The sequence below is a fragment of the Ensifer sp. R-19 genome (assembly GCF_049905105.1).
Lineage (GTDB): Bacteria > Pseudomonadota > Alphaproteobacteria > Rhizobiales > Rhizobiaceae > Ensifer.
Genome location: NZ_CP184570.1, coordinates 1,343,628 through 1,363,576, shown reverse-complemented (window position 1 = coordinate 1,363,576; position 19,949 = coordinate 1,343,628). Strand labels below are relative to the sequence as shown.

The following is a 19,949-nucleotide window of genomic DNA, read 5'->3' as shown; positions in this document are numbered from 1 at the left end:
AGAGCGCCGCGCCTGCGATCGGGTTACTTCACCGGTTCAAGCGCCAGCAGGTGCAGGAGACGCGCCGGGTTGTTGCGGGTGATCGACGGGTTGACGAAGGGGTTTTCCGCCGTCGCCCAGCCCTTGAAGCGCTTAGTGTTGTACTGGTACCAGTTCGGGTTGTTGAATACCGGCATCATGGGCATGTTCTCGGCGACGACGCGTTGTGCCTTGTTCATCGCTTCCTTCTGCTTGATCGGGTCAGCGGTCTGGGTGAACTCCGTCAGCAGAGCCTCGACGTCCGGATTGAACCAGCGCTGCGCGGTGAAGCGGGTCTTGCCCTTGTCCGAAGCGCTGAAGGCGCGCTTGTAAGGGTAGTAGGGCGAGGCCGATGCCGGCAGGCTGTTGATCGCCGCGTCGAAGGTGCCGTTGATGAGGTTACCGGTCCAGACAGCCTCTTCCGGCGTCTCGATCTTGGCGTCGAGGCCGACCGCCTGCAGGCCTTCGGCCGCGATCGTCACCGTGTCGATCCAGTCGGTCCAGGAGCTCGGCACAATGATCGAGAAGGCGATCTTGCTGCCATCCGGGTTGTCGCGGAAGCCGTCGCCGTCCTTGTCGGCATAGCCGGCTTCGTCGAGCAGCGCCTTGGCGGCGTCGGCATCGTACTTGCCGTATTTACCGAAGTCGGCCGCAACCGACGGATCGGCCCAGCTCTTGTAAAGTTCGCCCATGCCGGCCGGGTCTTCGTTGAGCGTCGGATAGCCGTAGCCGGCGACGTCAACCATGGTGCCGCGGTCGAGCGCCATCGAGGCGGCGCGGCGGAACTTCACGTCGTTGAAGGCCTTACGATTGTTCTCGTTCGCGGTTTCCTGGTTGAACAGGAAGGCGACCATGCTGCTTGGCGAGTACCAGAAGTGATAGTGCTCCGGGTCCTTGGCGACATAGACGTTCTCGATATCCGGGATGAAGGAAACGCCCCAGTCGAGCGTGCCGGAGGCCGTCGCCGTCAGGATCTGGTTGTTGTCGGCGAGCTGCGGGAAGCGCACGCAGTCGATCTTCAATGTTGCGGCATCCCAATAATGCGGGTTGCGGCACTGGTCGTAGGTCTGGCCGGTAAAGCGCGGGATCTCGGTCAGCGGGCCGCTGCCGACGGGCGTCTCGTTGGCGAAGGTCACCGGCTCGGCGATGTCCTTCCAGACATGCTCCGGAACGATCGGCAGCTGCGCCAGCTGCTCGGCTGCGAGCGAGCTCGGATTGGCGAGCATGAAGCGCACCGTCTCAGCATCCACGGCCTCGACGCCGGTGATGAAGGTCCAGATGCTGACGAAATCAAGCGCCGGGAACTTCTTCAGATAGTCGTAGGTGAACTTGACGTCGGTCGCCGTCAGCGGCTTGCCGTCCGACCACTTCAGGTTCGGCCGAAGCTTGAACTCGATCGACTTCAGGTCGTCGGCAAGCTTGAAGCTTTCAGCCAGGCGAAAGACCGGCTTGTTGCCGTCGAAGCGATTGAAGACGACGAGCGGCTCGTAGATGAAATCGAGCGTGCTCTGGCGCGCCGAGGTCTGATTGAACGGGTTGAAGTTGCGTACCCAGGTGGTCGCCGGCTCGATGTTGGCGGTGAGCACGGTCTGGGCGGCCGCCGGGCCGGCGAGGAGGGCAAGCGCGGTGGCTGCGCCGAGAATGGATTTTTTCACGGTAGTTCCCCTTTTGATTTTCGGATTGGTCAGGCGACGAGGGCGCTGTTGAACATGTCCTCGACTTCCGCATGGGCCGCGCGCACGTCGACCTTCAGCGTGCCGAGACGGGCCTTGCCGGCGTCGATCCGCTTCTGGGCGGCGGCGGTCAGCGGACTTGCCGCCTTGGCTGCCGCTTCGCTTTCAGCGAGCGTGCCGTGGCTGTGGAGCGCAATGTCGAAACCGGCGTCGAGCACCTGGCGGACACGCTCTGGCAGCGTACCGCGAAGCGATTCCATGAAGATGCAATCGGAAACGAGAACGCCGTCGTAGCCCATGTTGTTGCGGATGACGTCGTGCATGACCGGCGAGATGGATGCCGGCAGCTCCTTGTCGAAAGCGGAATAGACGACATGGGCGACCATGGCCCAGGGCGTGTCGCGAAGTGCTACGAAGGGCTTGAAGTCGGTAGCGGTCAGCGTCTCGCGCGAAGCATCGACGATGGGCCGCTCCTTGTGCGAATCGAGCGTCGCCCGGCCGTGGCCCGGGATGTGCTTCATGACCGGCATGTTGCCGGTCTCAAGCAGGCCATCGACTACCTCACGGCCGAGCGCTGCGATGAAGTCCGGATCGGCGCCGAAGGAGCGGGCGCCGATCACCGAGCTGGTGGTTGCAAAAACGAGGTCGAGCACCGGCGAGCAGCCGCTCGTGAGACCAAGTTCGCTCATCATCGTGCCCATGGCCTGGCTCGAAAGGCGAAGCGCCTTCTTGCCGAGGGCGACATCGCGGCGGGCGAGCTCGGCGAACTCGCCGAAGGAGCGAAACAGCGGCCAGGGGCCGGCGTCGAGATGCTGGACGCGGCCGCCTTCCTGGTCGGTGAAGACGGGGGCATCTTCGCGGCCAACCGCTTCGCGAAAGCGTTCGATCAGCGCCCTTGTCTGCGCGGGTTCGCGCTGGTTGCGGCGGCCGACGAACAGGCCGAGCGGATTGGTTTCGCGGAACAGAGCGAACTCGTCGTCGGAAAGTGTGGGATTGGGAATGCCGACAAAGAGGGCAAGCGGGGTCGAGGACATTGGGAGGCTCCGATAGTGGAAATTACTTGGAAGGGCGGCGCAGCATGCCCTGGTAGATCCCCTTGTCGGGGGCCGGGATCGGCACGGCGCCGACGGTCTTTGCGTAGAAATCGACGGGGCCGGCATCGCCGATGAAGGCATAGGCGTGGCCAAGGGTCTTCATGGTGTCGAGACAACTGGAGAGCAGCGCCACGCCGATACCCTTGCCACGGCTTGCGGGATCGACGCCCGTCGGGCCGAAAAAGCCCGGCGCCGTCGTGTCATAGCAGGCAAAGCCGACCAGCTTGCCGTCGTCCACGGCAATGAGGCATGCCACGGGGCGGCGCGTGAAGGCGACAGCCACCTCGCTTGCCCAGGTCTCGCTGAAATTCTCCCGCACCCAATCAATGACCAGGCGCATTTCCGGCGGCAAGGCGGGCCGAATGGTCGCCTTGTCGGTTTCGGTTCTTCGCTCGAGTTCGCCAAGGATCGGCGAATACAAGCTCACCAGCATGTCAGGCATGTGCTCCTCCACGTATTCCGTTATTAAGGAATTGCTGCCTTTGTAATGCAATAGATGGATCCAACCCGACCGGCTTGTCAATCGCCAATCGCCAGATTCGCGGTGCTATCCTCTTTTCGCGCCATCAGACGTCGACCGATGAAACGTTCCAGCGGTGCAGCCTAGGACCGCGTATCCCGGCCGGCCTCGGGTGCATGGCTGCGGTAGCGGTGCCGGAAAAATGGCGGCCAAAAGAGCCGAGCAAAGCGCTTCGCTCTGAAGATTGCACGTTTGTACAACTTTGTTCTTGGGTTGTTCGAAATATATCTTGATTTACAAAAACACTAAGTATGAATATTCGCGCTCTCATGAAGTGCATGCTTAAGAAGAGCTCGCCATTTTCGATCGCGACCAAGTATTTCCTGAGAAGAAAAGTATTGTTTTTCTGCGTGGGCGGCGCAGGTTCTTGTCCCGCTGCCTTTATGGCTACTCCGCCGGACGCGTCAGGATGAACAGCGCAGGAAGCGCCATCGACGCCGCGACGATCGCGGCCAGCGTCAGGCTTGGATTGCCGAAGAAAACGAAGAGTCCGAAGCTAGCGGCCATCAGGCTGACCGCACCGGTTTTGGCGCGCTTGGAGATGGCGCCCTTTTCACGCCATAGCCGCAGCGAGGCCCCGAAGACGCGGTGATTGAGCAGCCATTGCTCCAATCGCGGCGAAGCGCGAGCGAAGAGGCCCGCCGCCAAAAGCAAGAACGGAGTCGTCGGCAGGACGGGGAGGAAGGCGCCGATGACACCCAACCCGACCATCAGCCATGCAATACCAAGACAGAGGATACGAAGGGCGGGGTTCATACGATGGCTCCGGTGAGCGTCATGCTTCGGATGTCTCGACGATCGGCGTCGTGGCCGCCTCGCTCGGCGGCCAGCGGCGAAGCGCCTCGGCTCCCAGCTCCGTCAGGGCATAGATGCCGCGGTCGATCCGCTCGAACCAACCATAGACGTTGCTGAGCAGGATCTTGGCGGCATCCGGTGCGACCGGGCGAAGGTCGCGCGGGCGCTGCTGGCCGCTCTGCAGGGCGGCCGCACAGGCAAGCGCCTGCTGCCGATAGGCGGTCATGATCGGCGAACGGGTGGCACCGCCGGCGGTCGGGTCGCCCTTGCGGCGGCGGTGCTCGCTGATCAGGCGCGACCGCTTCCTGTTGTTCTTGCGAGGCATTACCGCGGAGGCTGCGAGAATGACGTCGACCATGCCATTGTCGGCGACCGCCAGCATGCCGAATCCGAGCCTGCGGCAGAGATCGCGGAACCGGCGATCGCTCTCCCGCCCCTTGCCTTTGGCCGAGACACGGGCGGCGATCCACACCTCGTCGCCGGCGGTGGCGCGGTCGACGGCCTGCAGGATCAGCTCGAGATTGAAGCTCAGCTTGAGCTCGCAGATGACGACAAGCGGCGGCTCGTCATCGCTGAGCGCCACCATGTCGCAGCCGCCGATCTCGCCCTTGACGCTGTAGCCGCGGGTTTCGAGAAAGCTCTTGATCGGCTGATAGAGGGTCGTCTCCAAACCCGGGAATCCTGTTCTGGTCGAAATCGGGGAGGCTCAAGCAGTGACGCATCATTGCGAAAGGAGACTAGCAGATAACCCCGATCGCCGGACTTGTCATCACGTCGCAGCAGGAAGGAGGGCTGACCTCGTTGCTCCGAGGATCCAACCGATGCAGTAGCAACCTCGCTTCGTCCTAACCTTGTGTTGTGCTATTATTCTCGAATGGACTCCTCTTCGGAGGCGTCGGGCATGCGAGGTTTTGACGACGGATGTTGCGAATCCTCACGCTGTTGTTTGTTTTGATCTCGTCATTCGCGTTTCCAGCTTCGCCGCAGGCCGAAAACGATCGGGTCGCCTTGGTGCTGCATGTCAACGGCGCCATCGGCCCGGCCACGGCCGAATATGTCAGGCGCGGCTTGACGAAGGCGGAACAGCGCCGCCTTCCGCTGGTGGTCTTGCAGATGGATACACCCGGAGGTCTCGACACGTCGATGCGCGAGATTATCCGCGCGATCCTCGCTTCCCCCGTGCCCGTTGCAAGCTACGTTGCGCCGAGCGGCGCGCGTGCGGCGAGCGCCGGCACCTATATCCTCTATGCCAGCCACATCGCGGCCATGGCGCCGGGAACGAACCTCGGGGCGGCGACGCCGATTGCGATCGGTGGTGACATGTTCGGTCAGGGGAAGGATGGCGATACCAGCAAGGACGGCGGCAAGCAGCCGGCGGCTCAGAACGCCGCCGAGGCGAAGCTCGTCAATGATGCCGTGGCCTATATCCGAGGACTGGCCGAACTGCGCGGGCGCAATGCCGACTGGGCCGAGAAGGCGGTGCGCGAGGCTGCAAGCCTCTCGGCCGAAGCGGCCGTCAGGGAGAAGGTCGTCGATTTCACCGCCGCCACCGTCGCCGATCTCTTGCAGCAGGCAAACGGGCGCTCCGTGCAAGCGGGGCAACAGGAGATCGTGCTCGATACGGCGGCGCTTGCCGTCGAGGACTTCGTGCCCGACTGGCGCACCAGGCTGCTTTCGGTCGTTACCGATCCCAATATCGCGGTCATCCTGATGATGATCGGCATTTACGGTTTGATCTTCGAGTTCCTGTCTCCGGGGTCGGTGGCGCCGGGCACCATCGGCGGCATCAGCCTGTTGCTTGGGCTCTATGCGCTTTCGGTGCTACCCGTCAGCTACGCCGGCATCGGACTGATCCTGCTTGGCATCGGCCTGATGGTTGCCGAGGCGCATTCGCCGTCTTTCGGCGTGCTCGGCGCCGGTGGCAGCGTTTCACTGGTTCTGGGCGCGGCAATCCTCTTCGACACGGATACGCCGGGCCTGCAGGTCTCCTGGTCCGTGCTGGCGGCGCTTGCCGTCGCAAGCTTCGGCTTCAGCCTGCTGGTCGCACGGCTGGCCTTCAGCTCACGCCACCACGCGGTGGTGACCGGCGGCGAACAGATGATCGGGATTGCGGGCAAGGTCGATAGTTGGACAGGCGCCGCCGGCTACGTCATCGCCCATGGCGAACGCTGGCAGGCGGTGAGCACGGAAACGCTGTCGAGAGGTGAAGATGTGAAGGTTGTCGGGCGGAACGGACTGACGCTCGAAGTGGTGCGCGAAGGTCAAAAGGCATAGCGCTCCGCGGGTCCTATGGGCGCAGGCGAAAGCGTCCGGAATGGAGGAATGGTCATGGACATGTTTGGGAGCCTCGCTCCTCTTGCCGCGTTGTTGGTGCTTGTCATTCTCGTTATCGCCTATTCGATCCGGATCCTGCGTGAATACGAGCGCGGGGTGATCTTCACGCTCGGGCGGTTCACCGGCGTCAAGGGACCGGGGCTGATCCTGCTGGTGCCCTATGTGCAGCAGATGGTGCGGGTCGATCTCAGGACCCGGGTGCTGGACGTGCCGAGCCAGGACGTGATCTCCCATGACAACGTTTCAGTTCGGGTCAGCGCCGTGATCTATTTCCGGGTCATCGATGCGGAAAAATCGACGATCCAGGTCGAAGACTTCATGATGGCGACCAGCCAGCTGGCGCAGACCACCCTGCGCTCGGTGCTCGGCAAACACGATCTCGACGAGATGCTGGCGGAGCGGGACCGGCTGAACGAAGACATCCAGAAGATCCTCGACAGTCAGACGGATGCCTGGGGCATCAAGGTCGCGACCGTGGAAATCAAACATGTCGACATCAACGAGAGCATGATCCGCGCGATCGCCCGCCAGGCCGAGGCCGAGCGCGAACGGCGCGCCAAGGTGATCAATGCCGAGGGCGAGCAGCAGGCTGCCGCCAAGCTGCTCGAGGCTGCCGAGATCCTGTCCAAGCAGCCTCAGGCGATGCAACTGCGCTATCTGAGCACGCTCAACGTCCTTGCGGGCGAGAAGAATTCAACTGTCATCTTCCCGTTCCCCATGGAGCTCGGCCGCCTGTTCGGGCTAAAGGCCGACAAGCCGCCCGGTCAAACGTGAGCGCCGCGAAGGCGCTCAGGCCGCCGCCGCTTCAAGATTGGCGACCTTCATGAGGTCGTCGACTGCGCCGGGCGCAGCCGCCAAGACCGGAGACCAATGCGTCAAAGCCTCGCCGCGCGTCGGGAAGGGCAATGTCCAGCCGCCGGCTTCGTTCACCAGGCAGTAGCCACCGAGGCAATCCCAGGCATGCATATAGGGCTCGTAGTAACCGACGAGGCGACCGGCGGCGACATAGGCGATCATCAGCGCACCGGAGCCGTTGCGCATGAAGTTGCCGCCATTCGAAAGCAGACGCTCGACGATGGCACCCATCTCGCCGGGTTTCACCTGATCGTTGGCGCCAAGCCCGGTGACGGCGTTGCGGATCGTGCGCGTGTCGTCGAGGCGAAGCGGCTTGCCGTTCAGCGTCGCGCCGCGGCCCGTTGCCGCCGCGTAGACTTCCTGATGGCAGGGCGCGTGGATCACGCCGATGACGGGCTTCTCCGCATGCACGACGGCGATCGAGACGCACCAGTTCGGCATGCCGTTGACGAAGGGCGTGGTACCGTCGATCGGATCGAGCACCCAGGTGAAGCCGGATGTGCCGTCGAGAAGACCATGCTCCTCGCCAAGCACGCCATCATCCGGAAACGCGGCGGCGATCTTGTCGCGGATCAGCGTCTCGACGTTGCGATCGGCGATCGAGACGACGTCGTGCGCGTCGCGCTTGGTTTCGATGACAAGCGTTTCCCGCTTCAGGAAATAGTCGTAGGCGAGCCGACCGGCCTCCTCGGCCATGGATTTGGCAAGCGCGAACCGGGCGTCGAGGCCGGCAATTTCAGCAGTCATGCAAGTGTCCTTCTCGTATCCAGTTGTAAAAAGTCATGCGTCAATCAAAGCGAGGCCCCGGTTGCGGAAACCGATCGCGACCTCCGTTGCCGGAGATAACATGTCCTCGACCGCCTGATCGACAACGAACAGGAGGCCGGTAGCCGTTTCGACCTCGTATTCGACATGGCCGCCGAGATAGGCAGCGCTGCTGATCGTGCCGGAAAGTGCTGCGCCCTTGGCCGGCGTCAGGGTCACCGCATTGGGACGCACTGCAAGCTTCGACGGCCCTGGCCGAGCGGTCTTCGAGGGCAGCCGATGTTCGAGGCCGCCGATGCGGATCGTCGCCTGACCGGCTTCGGCGGCGGTGACCTCGCAAGGCAGCACATTGGCCTCGCCCATGAAGTCGGCGATGAAGGTGGAGGCGGGCGTCTCGTAGAGATCGCGTGGTGCTCCTTCCTGCGCGATCGCACCATCCTTCATGACGATGATGCGGTCGGAAACGGCAAGCGCCTCATCCTGGTCGTGGGTGACGTAGACGGCGGTGAAGCCGAGCCGCTGCTGCAACTCGCGGATTTCCGTGCGCACCTTGCGGCGCAGGCGCGCATCGAGGTTCGACAGCGGCTCGTCCAGCAGCAGCACTTGCGGTTCGAGCACGAGGGCGCGGGCGACGGCGACACGTTGCTGCTGTCCGCCGGAGAGCTCCGCCGGGAGCCTTTGTCCGAGGCCGCCCAGGCCGACGAGCTGCAGGCCTTCCTCGGCGCGCTCGCGCGCCTCCTTCTTCTTGATGCCGGAGGATTCAAGGCCATAGGCGACATTGTCGAGCGCCGACATGTGCGGGAAGAGCGCATAGGACTGGAACACCATCGAGACGTCGCGCTCGTTGGCCGGAAGCATGGTCACGTCCTTGCCACCGATCAGGATCTTGCCGGCGGAGGGGTGCTCGAGGCCGGCAAGCATGCGCAGCGTTGTCGTCTTGCCGCAGCCGGAAGGCCCAAGCAGGGTCACGAGTGTACCGGGCTCGATGGTGAGCGACAGGTCGTGGATTGCAGTGAAGGCGTCGAACTGCTTGCGCACGTTCTGAAAGACGACCGAGCCGGTGCGCGGGGTGCTCATGTGGGTGCTCATGCGGTTTTCTCCTGGGAGATGGTGGTGGCGGCTGGACGGGCGGGGGCGGCACCGAGGACGCGGTTTTCGCGCCTCAGTTTGCGTTCGCCGACGAGGAGTTGCAGGCTGGTGATGACGGTGATCATCACCAGGATGAGGGCCGAGGAATAGGCGATCGCAACACCGAACTCGCCGTTTTCGACAAGGCCGACGATATAGGCAGTGGCCATGTTGTATTCGGCGCTGACGAGGAAGACGACCGCGCTGATCGAGGTGATCGCCCGGACGAAGGAATAGACGAGCGCTGCGACGATCGCCGGCCGCAAGAGCGGCAGGATGACCTTGCGCAGCGTGCGGAAGCTGGTTGCCCGAAGCGTCAGCGACGCCTCGTCGAGGCTCTTGTCGAGCTGGCTCATCGCCGCTATGCCGCCGCGCACGCCAACCGGCATGTTGCGGAAGACGAAGCAGGCGACGAGGATCAGTGCCGTGCCGGTCATTTCGAGCGGCGGCAGGTTGAAGGCGATGATGTAGCTGATGCCGATGACGGTGCCGGGAATGGCAAAGCTCAGCATCAGCGCGAACTCGAAGACATCACGGCCGGCAAAGCGCTGGCGCACGATGAGGTAGGCCGTCAGCAGCCCGACGAGTGCCGTCAGCGGTGCGGCGAGCAGCGAAATCTCCATGGTCGTCCAGAAGGAATTCCAGGCAACACCGGTCCAGGCAATCGCGCCGTCTACGACGGAAATCGAGAAAGCCTTGGCGTAGTGGTCGAGGGTCAACGAGTTGTCGAGGCCCCAGGTCTTCACGAAACCGCCGAAGAGGATCATGCCGTAGACGACGACGGTGAAGATCATCCAGGGGATGACGATGGCGTGGACGCCGATCGACAGCGAGCGTGGAAGCGCGCTGTGGGCGCCGGAGTCGCCCTTGCCGGTGACGGTCGAATAGTTCTTGCCGGCGAGCCAGGAGCGCTGAGCCAGGAAGGCGGAAAGCGTGAAGCAGAGCAGAATGATTGCGAGAACCGCTGCGCGGGACGGATCGTTCTGGGCGCCGACGACGGCGAAGAAGATTTCGGTCGAGAGCACGCCGTGGCTACCGCCGAGCACTAGCGGGTTGCCAAAATCGGCCATGCTTTCGATGAAGCCGATGAGGAAGGCGTTGGCGAGGCCGGGCTTCATCAGCGGCAGCGAGACGTTCCAGAAGGTGCGCCAGCGATCGGCGCGGAGCGTCTGCGACGCCTCTTCCATCGATGGGCTGACGCCTTCGACGACGCCGATCAGCACGAGGAAGGAGATCGGCGTGAAGGAGAGGACCTGGGCGATCCAGATGCCGGTAAGGCCGTAGAGCCAGCGGCCGGGCTCGATGCCGAAGGCATCGGACAGAAACTCGGTGACGACGCCGGCGCGGCCGAAGAGCAGCGTCAGCGCCAGGCCGATGACGAAGGGCGGGGTAATGATCGGCAGGATAGTCAGGAGCCGCATGCCCTTCTTGAAGGGAAAGCGCGTGCGGGTGGCCACAAGCGCGAAGGCAAGGCCAAGGAGCGTCGAGCCTGATGCGGTCATCAGCGCCAGCCACAGGGTGCGCCAGGCGACGCCGCAGCGGCCTTCGCCGATGACGCAGCCCAGGCTCCAGATCGAGCCGTCCTGGATGTTGCGAATGAAACCGTCAGGCTTGAACGAGCCCTCGAAATCCTGGACGGAAGCTGCGAACATGCTGCCGACCGGATAGAAGACGAAGACGATGACCAGGGAAACGAGCAGCGAAATCGCCGCAACGATGAAGGCGTCCCCCTTGAGCACGCCACGCTCCGCAAGCCCGAAGGCGAAGAGCAACACGAAGGTGAGTGCCGCGATCACGGCGCCGGCGCCCATCGAGGGTTGACCGTCGGAGAGAGGGCCGAACAGGGCCTCGGTGATCGTCCAGGTCCAGCCGGTGAAACCGATCGCCAGTCCCTGAAGCGCGAGAAAAACGACACCGGCGGCGCCGGCGATCGCGAGCACCAATCCGCGGCGGCCAGGGTCGCGGATAAAGCGTGCTGCCGCCGAGACGGCCAAGAGCAGAAACGCCACGCCAAGCCAGGCGCGGCCATGGGCGAAGATCTGTGCCAGGCCGGGGGCGACGGCGGGGTCGAATGGGAAGCTGGCGAGCCATCCAAGGCCGAAGAAGCCACCTTCGATGCCATACCAGGGGACCAGCAGGAAAGCGGCCAGTCCGAGCCCGAGTGTCAAGTCGAGCCTGCGGTTGCGATGTTCCATGACGGTCCTCGCGTGATTTGAGATGAAAATGGTGTGCCGTTGGGCCGTCCCGATCAAAGGCCGGAGCCGGCAACCGGGCGTCTATGCCAGGCGGTGCCGGCCGGATCGCTTTTCCGGCCGGCTGATCCTGCGATCAGTTGGCGCTTGCGCCCACTTCGCGATCCCAGCGCTCAAGCAGCGCCTTGCGCTTCTCGGCGTCGCCGAAAGTGGCGAAGTCGTAGTCGATCAGCTTGATGTCCTCGAACTTCGGTGCTTCCTTCGGCACTTCGGCCGATTTGTTGGACGGGAGCTGGAAGGACTTGGCCTCCTTCATGCGCGACTGCACGTCGGGCTTCAGAGCCCAGTCATACCAGGCCTTGGCATTGTCCAGGTTCTTGGCGCCGCGAATGATCGACATCGAGCCGATCTCGTAGCCGGTGCCTTCGCAGGGCGCGATCGACTTGACCGGGAAGCCTTCGGCGGTCTGGGCGACGGCGTCGTGCATGAAGACGATGCCGAGGCCGGCTTCGCCGCGCGCCGCCGCCTTCACCGGTGCGGAACCCGACTTGGTATATTGCGCAATGTTGCCGTTGAGCTTCTTCAGATAGTCGAAGGCCTGGTCCTCGCCCATGATCTGCACCAACGAGGCGAGCGCGGTATAGGCGGTGCCGGAAGAGTTCGGGTTCGCCATCTGGATCTCGCCCTTCAGCGAGGCGTCGAGCAGGTCGGCCCAGCACTTCGGTTCCTTCAGGCCCTTCTTTGAGAAGATCTCGGTGTTGTAGCCCCAGCCGAGCGCGCCGGCATAGACGCCGACCGTGCGATAGCCCGAGCCTTCAGCCTGCTTCTTCGCCCAATCCTGAAGCTGATCGAGCAACGGCGACTTGTATTCGAGCGTCAGGCCATCGGAGGCCGCCTGCAGATGCGGGTCGCCGGTGCCGGCCCACCAGATATCGGTCTTCGGGTTGCGGGCTTCGGCGCGGATCTTGGCATAGGTCTCGCCGGACGACAGGCGAACCATGTTGACCTTGATGCCGGTCTCCTTCTGGAAATCGCCGGTCATCTGCTCGCAGATCACCACGTCTGCCGAGCAGATGAGGTTGAGGCTGCCGGCGGCTTGAGCCGGCAGCGCGGCGAGCGCCGTGCCGGCAAAAAGCATGAGGGAAAGGGTCGTTGTTTTCATTGGGGCATCCTCCTGTTGCCTTGGTTTATGCGGGCGCGAACGAGACACGGCGCGGCCATCGGCCTGCCCGCCGGGCAGCACGTTCACGGTTTCGGATTTGTGGTTTGCTGGAGCGAGATGAGGATAAGTCTGTGCGGTTTTCCGCTCGCACCTCGCTCAAGTTTATTCGGCCCGGTCAGTTCGTCGTGGTGATCTCCGCGTCGAACCTTTTGAGCAATCGACTTCGTTCTTCCGGCGAGCCGAAGGTGGCGAAGTCGTAATCCACCATTTTGATCATCGAGATATCGGGTGCGGCGAGCGGCAGGTTCGAGCGCGCATTGGACGTCACCTGGTTCTGTCCGGAGGCCGCCCCCGTACCCTGACCCTCCGGGCTCAAGGCGAAATCGACGAAGCTTTTCGCGGCCTCCAGATGCCGAGCACCCTTGACGATGCTGACGGCGCCGATCTCGTAGCCGGTGCCCTCGCAGGGTGCGACGATAACGAGGGGCGAGCCCGCCTGCTTCTGCGTGACGGCGTCGTGCATGAAGGAAATGCCGATCAGCGTTTCGCCGCGCGCCGCCGCCTTCACCGGAGCGGAGCCGGCCGTCGTGTATTGGTCGATGTTGCGATTGAGCGCGGACAGGAAACGGAAGGCTTCGTCTTCGCCGAAAAGCTGTACAAGGGTTGCAAGCGTGGTGAAAGCGGTGCCGGAGGAATTCGGATTGCCGCTGCGGATGCGGCCGCGATAGGCGTTGTCCGCAAGATCCTTCCAGCAGGTCGGTGCTGGCAGCTTCAGCGCATGCAGAAGATCGGCATTGTAGGCAAAGCCAAGCGCCCCGGCATAGATACCCGCCGAACGGCCGCCGGAAATGGCGAAGAAGTTCTGCGCCCAGGGCAGCATGTCGCGTTCATGCGCCGGCTTGTAGGGTTCGAGCAGGTTCTCGGATCCGGCCTGCAGATGGGTGTCGCCCGTGCCGCCCCACCAGACATCGACGGTCGGCGCGTCTTTCTCGGCCCGCAGCTGGTTGAGGATGTCGCCGGTGCTCTTTCGGGTCATCGAGATTTCGAGGCCGGACTTCGTCTCGAACGCCGTCTTCATCGTCGCGCACCACGCTTCGTCGACACCGCACAGCACGGTGAGTGCCGGCGCCGTCATGCCTGTTGTGGCGGTGCACAGCCACAGGGCCACGCACCCGCCGATAGCGGTGATGCCTCTCACGATGTCCTCCCATTTGGAACGCTGCCGTTCCAATCTCCGCAGTCAGGATGTCGATATTCCCCGCCTGCCGCAATCGGAGAATGGTTACCGTTCTTACAGCCTTGGGCGCTCTCCGCGGTTTCAAAATTACAAAGATTACAAATATGACAAATCACATAATGTGAGCTGCTTTGAACATTGGGACGGCCCCGCCTATGATGGGGGCGGGAGGACGTGCATGCTGAGTGAGAGGATACGGATTCTGATCGTCGAGGACGATCCGGACATGGCGGAGCTTATTTCCGATCTGGTGGAGGCAGAAGGTTGGCTACCCCTGACCGCGCCGTCGGCGGAGGCGGCGGCCAATGTCCTGGCGCGCGAGGCGGTGCATCTCGTGCTTGTCGACCACAACTTGCCGGGCACTTCGGGCCGCACCTTTGCGCAGAGGCTGCGGGCACGCACCAATATCGGCATCGTCATGGTGACGGCGGCAGGCAGTGCTGCGGACCGGGTGCTGGGATTGGAGACGGCGGCGGACGATTATGTCGTCAAGCCGTTCGAGCCGATCGAGTTGACGGCGCGCATCAAGGCCGTCCTACGCCGCACCTATCCCTCGCTCAAGCCGGAGCGGGAAAGCGAGCGTGAGACCGAGCCGGCATCGATGAAGCTCGGCGACTGGTCGATCGATCTCAGGAGCCGCCGGGCGATTTGCCTGAACGATCCTTCGAGGTCGCTGACGAGCGCCGAGTTCGCTCTTCTGGAAATCCTCGCGGAAACACCGAACACGCCCGTCGGCCGCGCGCAGATACTCGACCGCCTCGGCGCCGAAAGCGACCGCTACATCGACCGCAACGTCGATGTGCTCGTGCTCCGGCTCCGGCGCAAGATCGAGCGCAATCCGGACCTGCCGCGCCACATCAAGACGAGACGCGGCAAGGGATACGTGCTCGATACCGACGACGGCGAGTCGAAGCCGTGATCGTTCGCCCTTTTCTTTCGTCGATTGCCTTCCGGCTCCCGTTCGCTATCGCCTTCATCTGCGTGCTCGTCTTCGGCCTTGCGACGGTCGCAGTTTTTGGTCTGCAACGGGCGCGCGACGAGATGGCGGCCTACGGGCTGCAGGCGTTCACCAGCCTTGCCAAGGCCTCGCTCGTGTCGCGCCAGGTTTCCGATCTTGTGTCGAGCGCGCCGTTTCTGATGAACGCCACTTCGCCCTACCGGGTTTCGAGCGAAAGCCGCTCGGTGGTCGCGCAGGTCGATGCGCTGTTGCGCGCCATGGCGCCGCAGAACGGCGATGCGGCGGTCAAAGGTTTTGCCAGCGGGCATATCGTCGAGCTTCTGGAGACCATCCGCACGCAGACGATGACGCTCGCCGGCGACGCGGAATCGGCGCAGCAGCACAAGGCCGAAGCGGCAGCCGCGCTTGGCGAGATCGCGACCGGCAGCGGCATGGCCGATGCCGATTTCCGCCGCCGCCTCAATGGGATTGTGCAATCGGCATCCAACTCCGACAGCCTGTTCCAGCTCGGCGAATTGCGCCGCCGCTATATTGCCGAAACGGTGCCGCGCCTTGAGCATGCGGCGCCGGATATCCGGGTTTCCGCTACCGAACTCGCGCCCTATGAACGGGTCTTCGAAGCGCAGACCCAATATCTCCTGGAGATGTTCGCCATTCGCGCGGCCGTCTCGCGATTGCACACCGTTTCGCGCGACCTCTCGCATGCGACAGAAACACAGAGCGAGGCCGTCGCCCGCGGCCTCAACGACGATCTCGTTTCGACCTCGAATGCTCTGAGCCGCCTGCTCGTCATCGTCGCCGTCGCTGCGCTGCTCGTGCTTGTCATGGCGATCTTCTCCATTCGCTCGGTCATGCGCGTGTCGCGAGGCATCGTGTCGCTGTCCAACGGCATGAACGCTCTTGCGGAGGGGCGCCGGGACGTCGATACGCCGACCTACAAGGGGACGGAGACCGAGCTCGTCCGGCTGCTCGAAGCCTTCAGTGCCTTTCGCGAAAGCGTCGAGCGTGTCTCGCGGCTCCGACGTACGGCCGAGGCCGCCGCACGCACCATCCGCTCTACCTTTCGCAACATGAACGAAGGCATCGCGCTCTTCGATCCCAGCGGCAAACCAATCACGATGAACCGTCGCGTCATGGAGCTCGTCGGCTGGCCGGGCTCGGCACGGAAGCTGCCGCTTCGCAATTTCGTGAGCCCGATGCCCGAGATCGACCCGGCAATGCTGCCCGCCGATCGGGAAACCGGCACGCTCGGCGACCGACTTGTGCTGCGGCATCGCTCCGACGCGGGCCGCGTGACAGAGGTTTCGCTGTCGCGGCAACCCGATCGCGGCATCGTGTTGCTGGCGCGGGACGTGACCGACATGGATCGGCAGGAGGCTGAAGCGGCAAAGGCCCAGCGGCTGGATGGCATCATGCGCATGACGCACCAGGTGAGCCACGAGGTCGGCAACATGATCGGCATCATCACCGGCAGCCTGGGGCTGCTGGAACGGGATACCGGTTTCAACGATCGGCAGAAGCGTCACATCGCCCGCATTCGCAAGGCGGCCGATCGCGGGCGTTCGCTTGCCAGCAGCATGTTGTCCGTTGGCAGCCAGCACCCGATCCAGCCGGGCGCACTCGAGGTCGGCGCGGTGTTGCGTGGCATGGCGGATGTGCTGGAAATCGCCGTCGGGGAAAGATGCCGTCTCGCCTTCGAAATCGCCGACGGCCTGCCCAATGTGCATCTCGATGCCGCCCTCTTCGAGCAGGCGATCCTCAATCTCTGCCTCAATGCCGCCGCCGCGATGCCTCAGGGCGGGACGATCCTGATCCGTGCTGCCAGCATTGACGCCGATGTCGTCGTCGCCGTCGCCGATGAGGGGATCGGCATGTCTCCGGAGGCCGTGGACAAGGCGTTCGAGCCGTATTTCACCACGCGCGACGAGGAGGGCGGTGCCGGTCTCGGGCTCGCCGTCGTCTATGGCTTCGTCCGGCAAAGCGGGGGCGACGCCCGTATCCTCTCCCAACCGGGGAGGGGAACGACCGTCGAGCTGGTCTTTCCGAGCTGAAACGGATGTAGAGCGTCGGCTGCGGGTCTACGGATTTCGCCGCCGCCCGAGCCGTTGGAAGGCGGCATCGATGCGTTCGCCATTGTCGGTGAAGACCGCCCAGAGCCACGTCATCAGCCACAGCATCAACAGCCAGGCGAGCACGACGTCGGAGAGGAAGTGAGCACCAAACACGATCCGGTTGAGCGAGAAGGCGAGGATCAGCGGGATGAGCGCGATGATCGCCAGGCGTCGCCACTGAAGGGGCAGAAGCAGCGCGAGTGCTATGAGGGCAATCGCCGTTGCGGATTCGCCGGACGCGAAGGAACAGCTGCGCGAACAGGCGCTTGAGACTTGCCAGGCGGGCGTGAACGGCAGGGTGCCACCGAAATCCGTGATGTCGTAGGGGCGGGCGCGGCCGATCAGCCGCTTCAGGGCCTGGATGAGCAGCCCGGGGCCCATGGCGTAGTAGGTGAGAAAGAACAGTGCCTTGTGCGGCCGCAGTAATCGGCGGCGCGGTGCAATCGCCTGCATGATTAACAGCGCCAGGACGCAGGGCAGAATGCAGAAGGGCAGGACGCGATTGAAGTCGCGAAGTGCCCTGAGCGCGGGCTCTCGGGAAAGCGGGAAATCACCTGCCGCGGACGCCGCCCAGCGCGAAACGACGAGATCGATACCGGGAAAGGCCATAAAGACAAAAGCCGCGCAAATGGTCAGCGCGCCAGCAACGGCGATGGGCTGATCGTTAACGCGGGCACGGGCTTGCCCAGTCCATTGACGTGGGCTCGCGCGCAACCATCGGATGCTGTTTGAAGATACTACTGTGGAGGGAAAGAGGCTGGGCATGCCGGTCGCTCGCAGATTGTCGGTGTGTGCGGGCCGGACATTTGCTCTGCTTTGTCAAGGCTAAGTGGAGGATCAGGGAGAGCTTGACGCGCAGAGCCGGGCGGTTTTTGACTACACCTTTTGGTTGATGGCGGGCGGCGCCACCTATCAGTGTGCCGGACGCCTCGGTGCCGATTGTCAAGAAACAGCGGAGATTTGTCGGGGGCTCTATCCGGAAGGCCAGGTAAAGGGCGGCAGTGCTGTGGGGGCGAATTGCAACTCGAATCTATTCAGCCCATAAGCTGCTGATCACAACATCGGGCCAGGGAGTTGCTTTATGGTCGACAAGGGTCTCATCCTTTTGGCGGAGGACGAGCCGGAGATCGCGCAGATACTCGACGCCTATCTGGTGCGCGATGGTTTCCGGACGGTACGTGCCGCCGATGGCGAGACGGCGCTAACGCATCATGCGGTGCTGTCGCCCGACCTGGTATTGCTCGACGTGCGCATGCCGAAGCTCGACGGCTTCGAAGTCCTCGCCCGGCTTCGACGTGAGGGCAATACACCGGTCATCATGGTCACGGCGCTGGCCGAGGATCTCGACCGGCTGACCGGCCTGCGGCTCGGCGCCGACGACTATGTGGTCAAGCCGTTCAACCCCCAGGAGGTGGTGGCGCGCGTCAACGCGGTGCTCCGGCGCACCCGCAACGGCGCCGGCGCGACGGTGCTCCGCTTCGAGAACGTGGAAGTCGATCTCGATGCCCATGTCGCCTTCGTCGAGAAGAGCGGCCGCCGCCACTCGGTGCCGCTGACGCTCAGCGAATTCCGCATCCTCGCCCACATGATCCGCCGCCCGACGCATGCCTTCGAGCGCGCCGATATCCTCGACGCCTGCCTGCCGGACAGCGATGCGCTGGCCCGAACGGTCGATACCCATATCGCCAATCTCAGGCGCAAGCTCGAGGATCTGGGCGCCAGCGGTCTTTTCAGTGCCGTTCGCGGTGTCGGCTATCGCTTCGTGGAGCCAAGATGAAGATCAGCCTCTCGCGCTTGCCCCTCGGCATTCTCACGGCCCTGGTGACGATCGTCCTGCTCATCATCAGCGTGTTCATCATCTATGCCGGCGTCGACTACATGGAGCCGCGGCTGGAGGCGCGGCTCTTGGAGCGGATGCCGCCGGAAGCGGCTCAGGCCTATACCGATTTCAATTCCGGCAAGCTGCCGAGCCAGGAATCGCTGCAGAAACTGCTTTCGACCATGCCCGAACTCGAGGAGTGGGCAAACTGGGAGGTGGACAAAATCATCCTCGGCTTCGGGGCGACCGCGGTGACCTTTTGCGGTCTCGTCGGCTACTGGCTGGCGCGCAAGATCAGCCGGCCGCTCGAGGTGCTCGCCCAGGCGACGCAGAATCTCAGGGCGGGCGATTTCGCCGTGCGCGTCGGATCGATCCGCAAGGGTGCCAAGGAGGTGGCAACGCTCGTGAAGACCTTCGACGAACTGGCGGCCGAGCTCGAAAACATGGAAAGCCGACTGCGTTTCAACACGATGGCGGTCGCCCACGAGTTGCGCACGCCGCTGACGATCCTTCAGGGCAACCTTCAGGGCATGGCCGACGGCGTCTTTCCTCTCGAACAGGAGAGGATCCAGCAACTCTTGCTCCAGGTGGAGGGGCTTTCCGCCCTGGTCGAGGACTTGCGCACCCTTTCGCTCGCCGCCGGCCAGAAGCTGGTCACCCAGTGTCAATCGGTCGATCTCGCTGCCGAGGCCTCCCAGGTTCTCGGCGCGTCCTGCACCTTGCTGGGCTCCGCCGGAATGTCGGTCGAGACGGCGCTGGAACCGGTCCGGGTCTCGGGAGATTCGCAACGCCTGCGCCAGGCTCTGCTGGCGCTGATCGAGAACGCCACGCGTTACGCAGCCAGTGGCGGGGTATTGCGGTGCGAGACGGGCCGACGCGGCGCTGACGAGGCCTTCATCCGGTTGCTGGATCGCGGTCCAGGACTGCCGGACGATGTCTCGACCCATTCGATCGATCTTTTCTGGCGCGGCGATGCCTCGCGGTCGCGGGCAACGGGAGGCACCGGTCTCGGTCTCTCCGTGGTGCAGGCGATCGCCAAGGCGCATGGCGGGCGGCTGGAATTCGCGTCCCGCGCCGGCGGTGGCGCCGTGATCACGATCGTCCTGCCGCGCGCCATCCCAGCCTAAGGCCCGGCGCCGGCAGTGCCGCTTCCTGGCGCCGAGCGCGGAGGGCGTCAGCTCCTCCGGACGTCGCGCCCGGCCCGCAGGTACCGCGCTCAATTGCCGACCACTTCTCCGCAAATCCTTGACAGTCCACGGGCAAACCGAGGCTGGCCGAATAATCCGGC

Annotated in this window: 17 protein-coding genes; 6 read left to right on the top strand and 11 right to left on the bottom strand. The window is 63.8% G+C overall.

Annotation, left to right across the window (positions count from 1 at the left end; translation table 11 throughout):
- Positions 1 to 23: 23 nt before the first annotated feature.
- The 5 genes from ACN9MO_RS25555 to ACN9MO_RS25535 form a co-directional block, all read right to left on the bottom strand.
- Positions 24 to 1,673 (bottom strand): ABC transporter substrate-binding protein, encoded by a 1,650-nt coding sequence (locus ACN9MO_RS25555; protein WP_112994103.1) that lies wholly within the window; start codon positions 1,671 to 1,673, stop codon positions 24 to 26.
- 29 nt (positions 1,674 to 1,702) lie between these two features.
- Complete coding sequence (locus ACN9MO_RS25550) at positions 1,703 to 2,725, bottom strand: glycoside hydrolase family 3 N-terminal domain-containing protein (RefSeq protein ID WP_112994104.1); 1,023 nt, start codon at positions 2,723 to 2,725, stop codon at positions 1,703 to 1,705.
- Positions 2,726 to 2,747: 22 nt separating this feature from the next.
- Entirely contained in the window at positions 2,748 to 3,227 is a 480-nt protein-coding gene (locus ACN9MO_RS25545) for a GNAT family N-acetyltransferase (RefSeq protein WP_057255493.1), read from the bottom strand.
- 465 nt (positions 3,228 to 3,692) lie between these two features.
- Positions 3,693 to 4,061, bottom strand: a complete 369-nt coding sequence (locus tag ACN9MO_RS25540) for a YbaN family protein (protein WP_057255494.1) — start codon at positions 4,059 to 4,061, stop codon at positions 3,693 to 3,695.
- A gap of 19 nt (positions 4,062 to 4,080) precedes the next feature.
- Positions 4,081 to 4,770 (bottom strand): DUF2161 domain-containing phosphodiesterase, encoded by a 690-nt coding sequence (locus tag ACN9MO_RS25535; RefSeq protein ID WP_112994105.1) that lies wholly within the window; start codon positions 4,768 to 4,770, stop codon positions 4,081 to 4,083.
- Between the two features lie 251 nt (positions 4,771 to 5,021).
- On the opposite strand from ACN9MO_RS25535, the gene ACN9MO_RS25530 reads away from it, so the two are divergent.
- Positions 5,022 to 6,374, top strand: coding sequence for an NfeD family protein (locus tag ACN9MO_RS25530; protein ID WP_057255496.1), 1,353 nt, complete (start codon positions 5,022 to 5,024; stop codon positions 6,372 to 6,374).
- Between the two features lie 54 nt (positions 6,375 to 6,428).
- A complete protein-coding gene (locus ACN9MO_RS25525) occupies positions 6,429 to 7,208 on the top strand; it encodes a slipin family protein (protein WP_057255497.1) in 780 nt (259 codons plus the stop codon).
- A 15-nt stretch (positions 7,209 to 7,223) separates the two neighbouring features.
- Here the strand turns inward: ACN9MO_RS25525 and ACN9MO_RS25520 are convergent, their stop codons facing one another.
- The 5 genes from ACN9MO_RS25520 to ACN9MO_RS25500 form a co-directional block, all read right to left on the bottom strand.
- Positions 7,224 to 8,036: an inositol monophosphatase family protein gene (locus tag ACN9MO_RS25520; protein ID WP_113132974.1), complete on the bottom strand. Its 813-nt coding sequence runs from the start codon at positions 8,034 to 8,036 to the stop codon at positions 7,224 to 7,226.
- A gap of 33 nt (positions 8,037 to 8,069) precedes the next feature.
- A complete protein-coding gene (locus ACN9MO_RS25515; RefSeq protein ID WP_113132986.1) occupies positions 8,070 to 9,131 on the bottom strand; it encodes an ABC transporter ATP-binding protein in 1,062 nt (353 codons plus the stop codon).
- An 8-nt stretch (positions 9,132 to 9,139) separates the two neighbouring features.
- Positions 9,140 to 11,377, bottom strand: a complete 2,238-nt coding sequence (locus tag ACN9MO_RS25510; protein WP_113132973.1) for an ABC transporter permease — start codon at positions 11,375 to 11,377, stop codon at positions 9,140 to 9,142.
- 133 nt (positions 11,378 to 11,510) lie between these two features.
- On the bottom strand, positions 11,511 to 12,536 hold the full coding sequence (locus ACN9MO_RS25505) for an ABC transporter substrate-binding protein (protein WP_113132972.1): 1,026 nt from the start codon (positions 12,534 to 12,536) through the stop codon (positions 11,511 to 11,513).
- 175 nt (positions 12,537 to 12,711) lie between these two features.
- Complete coding sequence (locus tag ACN9MO_RS25500) at positions 12,712 to 13,704, bottom strand: ABC transporter substrate-binding protein (RefSeq protein ID WP_113132971.1); 993 nt, start codon at positions 13,702 to 13,704, stop codon at positions 12,712 to 12,714.
- A 247-nt stretch (positions 13,705 to 13,951) separates the two neighbouring features.
- On the opposite strand from ACN9MO_RS25500, the gene ACN9MO_RS25495 reads away from it, so the two are divergent.
- Together ACN9MO_RS25495 and ACN9MO_RS25490 are read left to right on the top strand one after the other, a co-directional pair.
- Positions 13,952 to 14,692 carry a response regulator gene (locus ACN9MO_RS25495; RefSeq protein ID WP_057255502.1) on the top strand — a complete coding sequence of 247 codons (741 nt, stop codon included), beginning with the start codon at positions 13,952 to 13,954 and terminating at the stop codon, positions 14,690 to 14,692.
- Positions 14,689 to 16,782, top strand: coding sequence for a two-component system sensor histidine kinase NtrB (locus tag ACN9MO_RS25490; protein WP_057255503.1), 2,094 nt, complete (start codon positions 14,689 to 14,691; stop codon positions 16,780 to 16,782). Before ACN9MO_RS25495 ends, ACN9MO_RS25490 begins: the two co-directional genes overlap by 4 nt.
- 27 nt (positions 16,783 to 16,809) lie before the next feature.
- On the opposite strand, the gene ACN9MO_RS25485 is transcribed toward ACN9MO_RS25490, so the two are convergent.
- A complete protein-coding gene (locus tag ACN9MO_RS25485) occupies positions 16,810 to 17,451 on the bottom strand; it encodes a phosphatase PAP2 family protein (RefSeq protein ID WP_162770906.1) in 642 nt (213 codons plus the stop codon).
- Between the two features lie 472 nt (positions 17,452 to 17,923).
- Here ACN9MO_RS25485 and ACN9MO_RS25480 point away from each other — a divergent pair, with 472 nt between their 5' ends.
- Both ACN9MO_RS25480 and ACN9MO_RS25475 read left to right on the top strand, forming a co-directional pair.
- A complete protein-coding gene (locus tag ACN9MO_RS25480) occupies positions 17,924 to 18,619 on the top strand; it encodes a response regulator (RefSeq protein ID WP_113736674.1) in 696 nt (231 codons plus the stop codon).
- A complete protein-coding gene (locus ACN9MO_RS25475) occupies positions 18,616 to 19,788 on the top strand; it encodes an ATP-binding protein (protein ID WP_057255506.1) in 1,173 nt (390 codons plus the stop codon). The genes ACN9MO_RS25480 and ACN9MO_RS25475 overlap by 4 nt, the downstream gene beginning before the upstream one ends.
- Positions 19,789 to 19,949 lie beyond the last annotated feature (161 nt).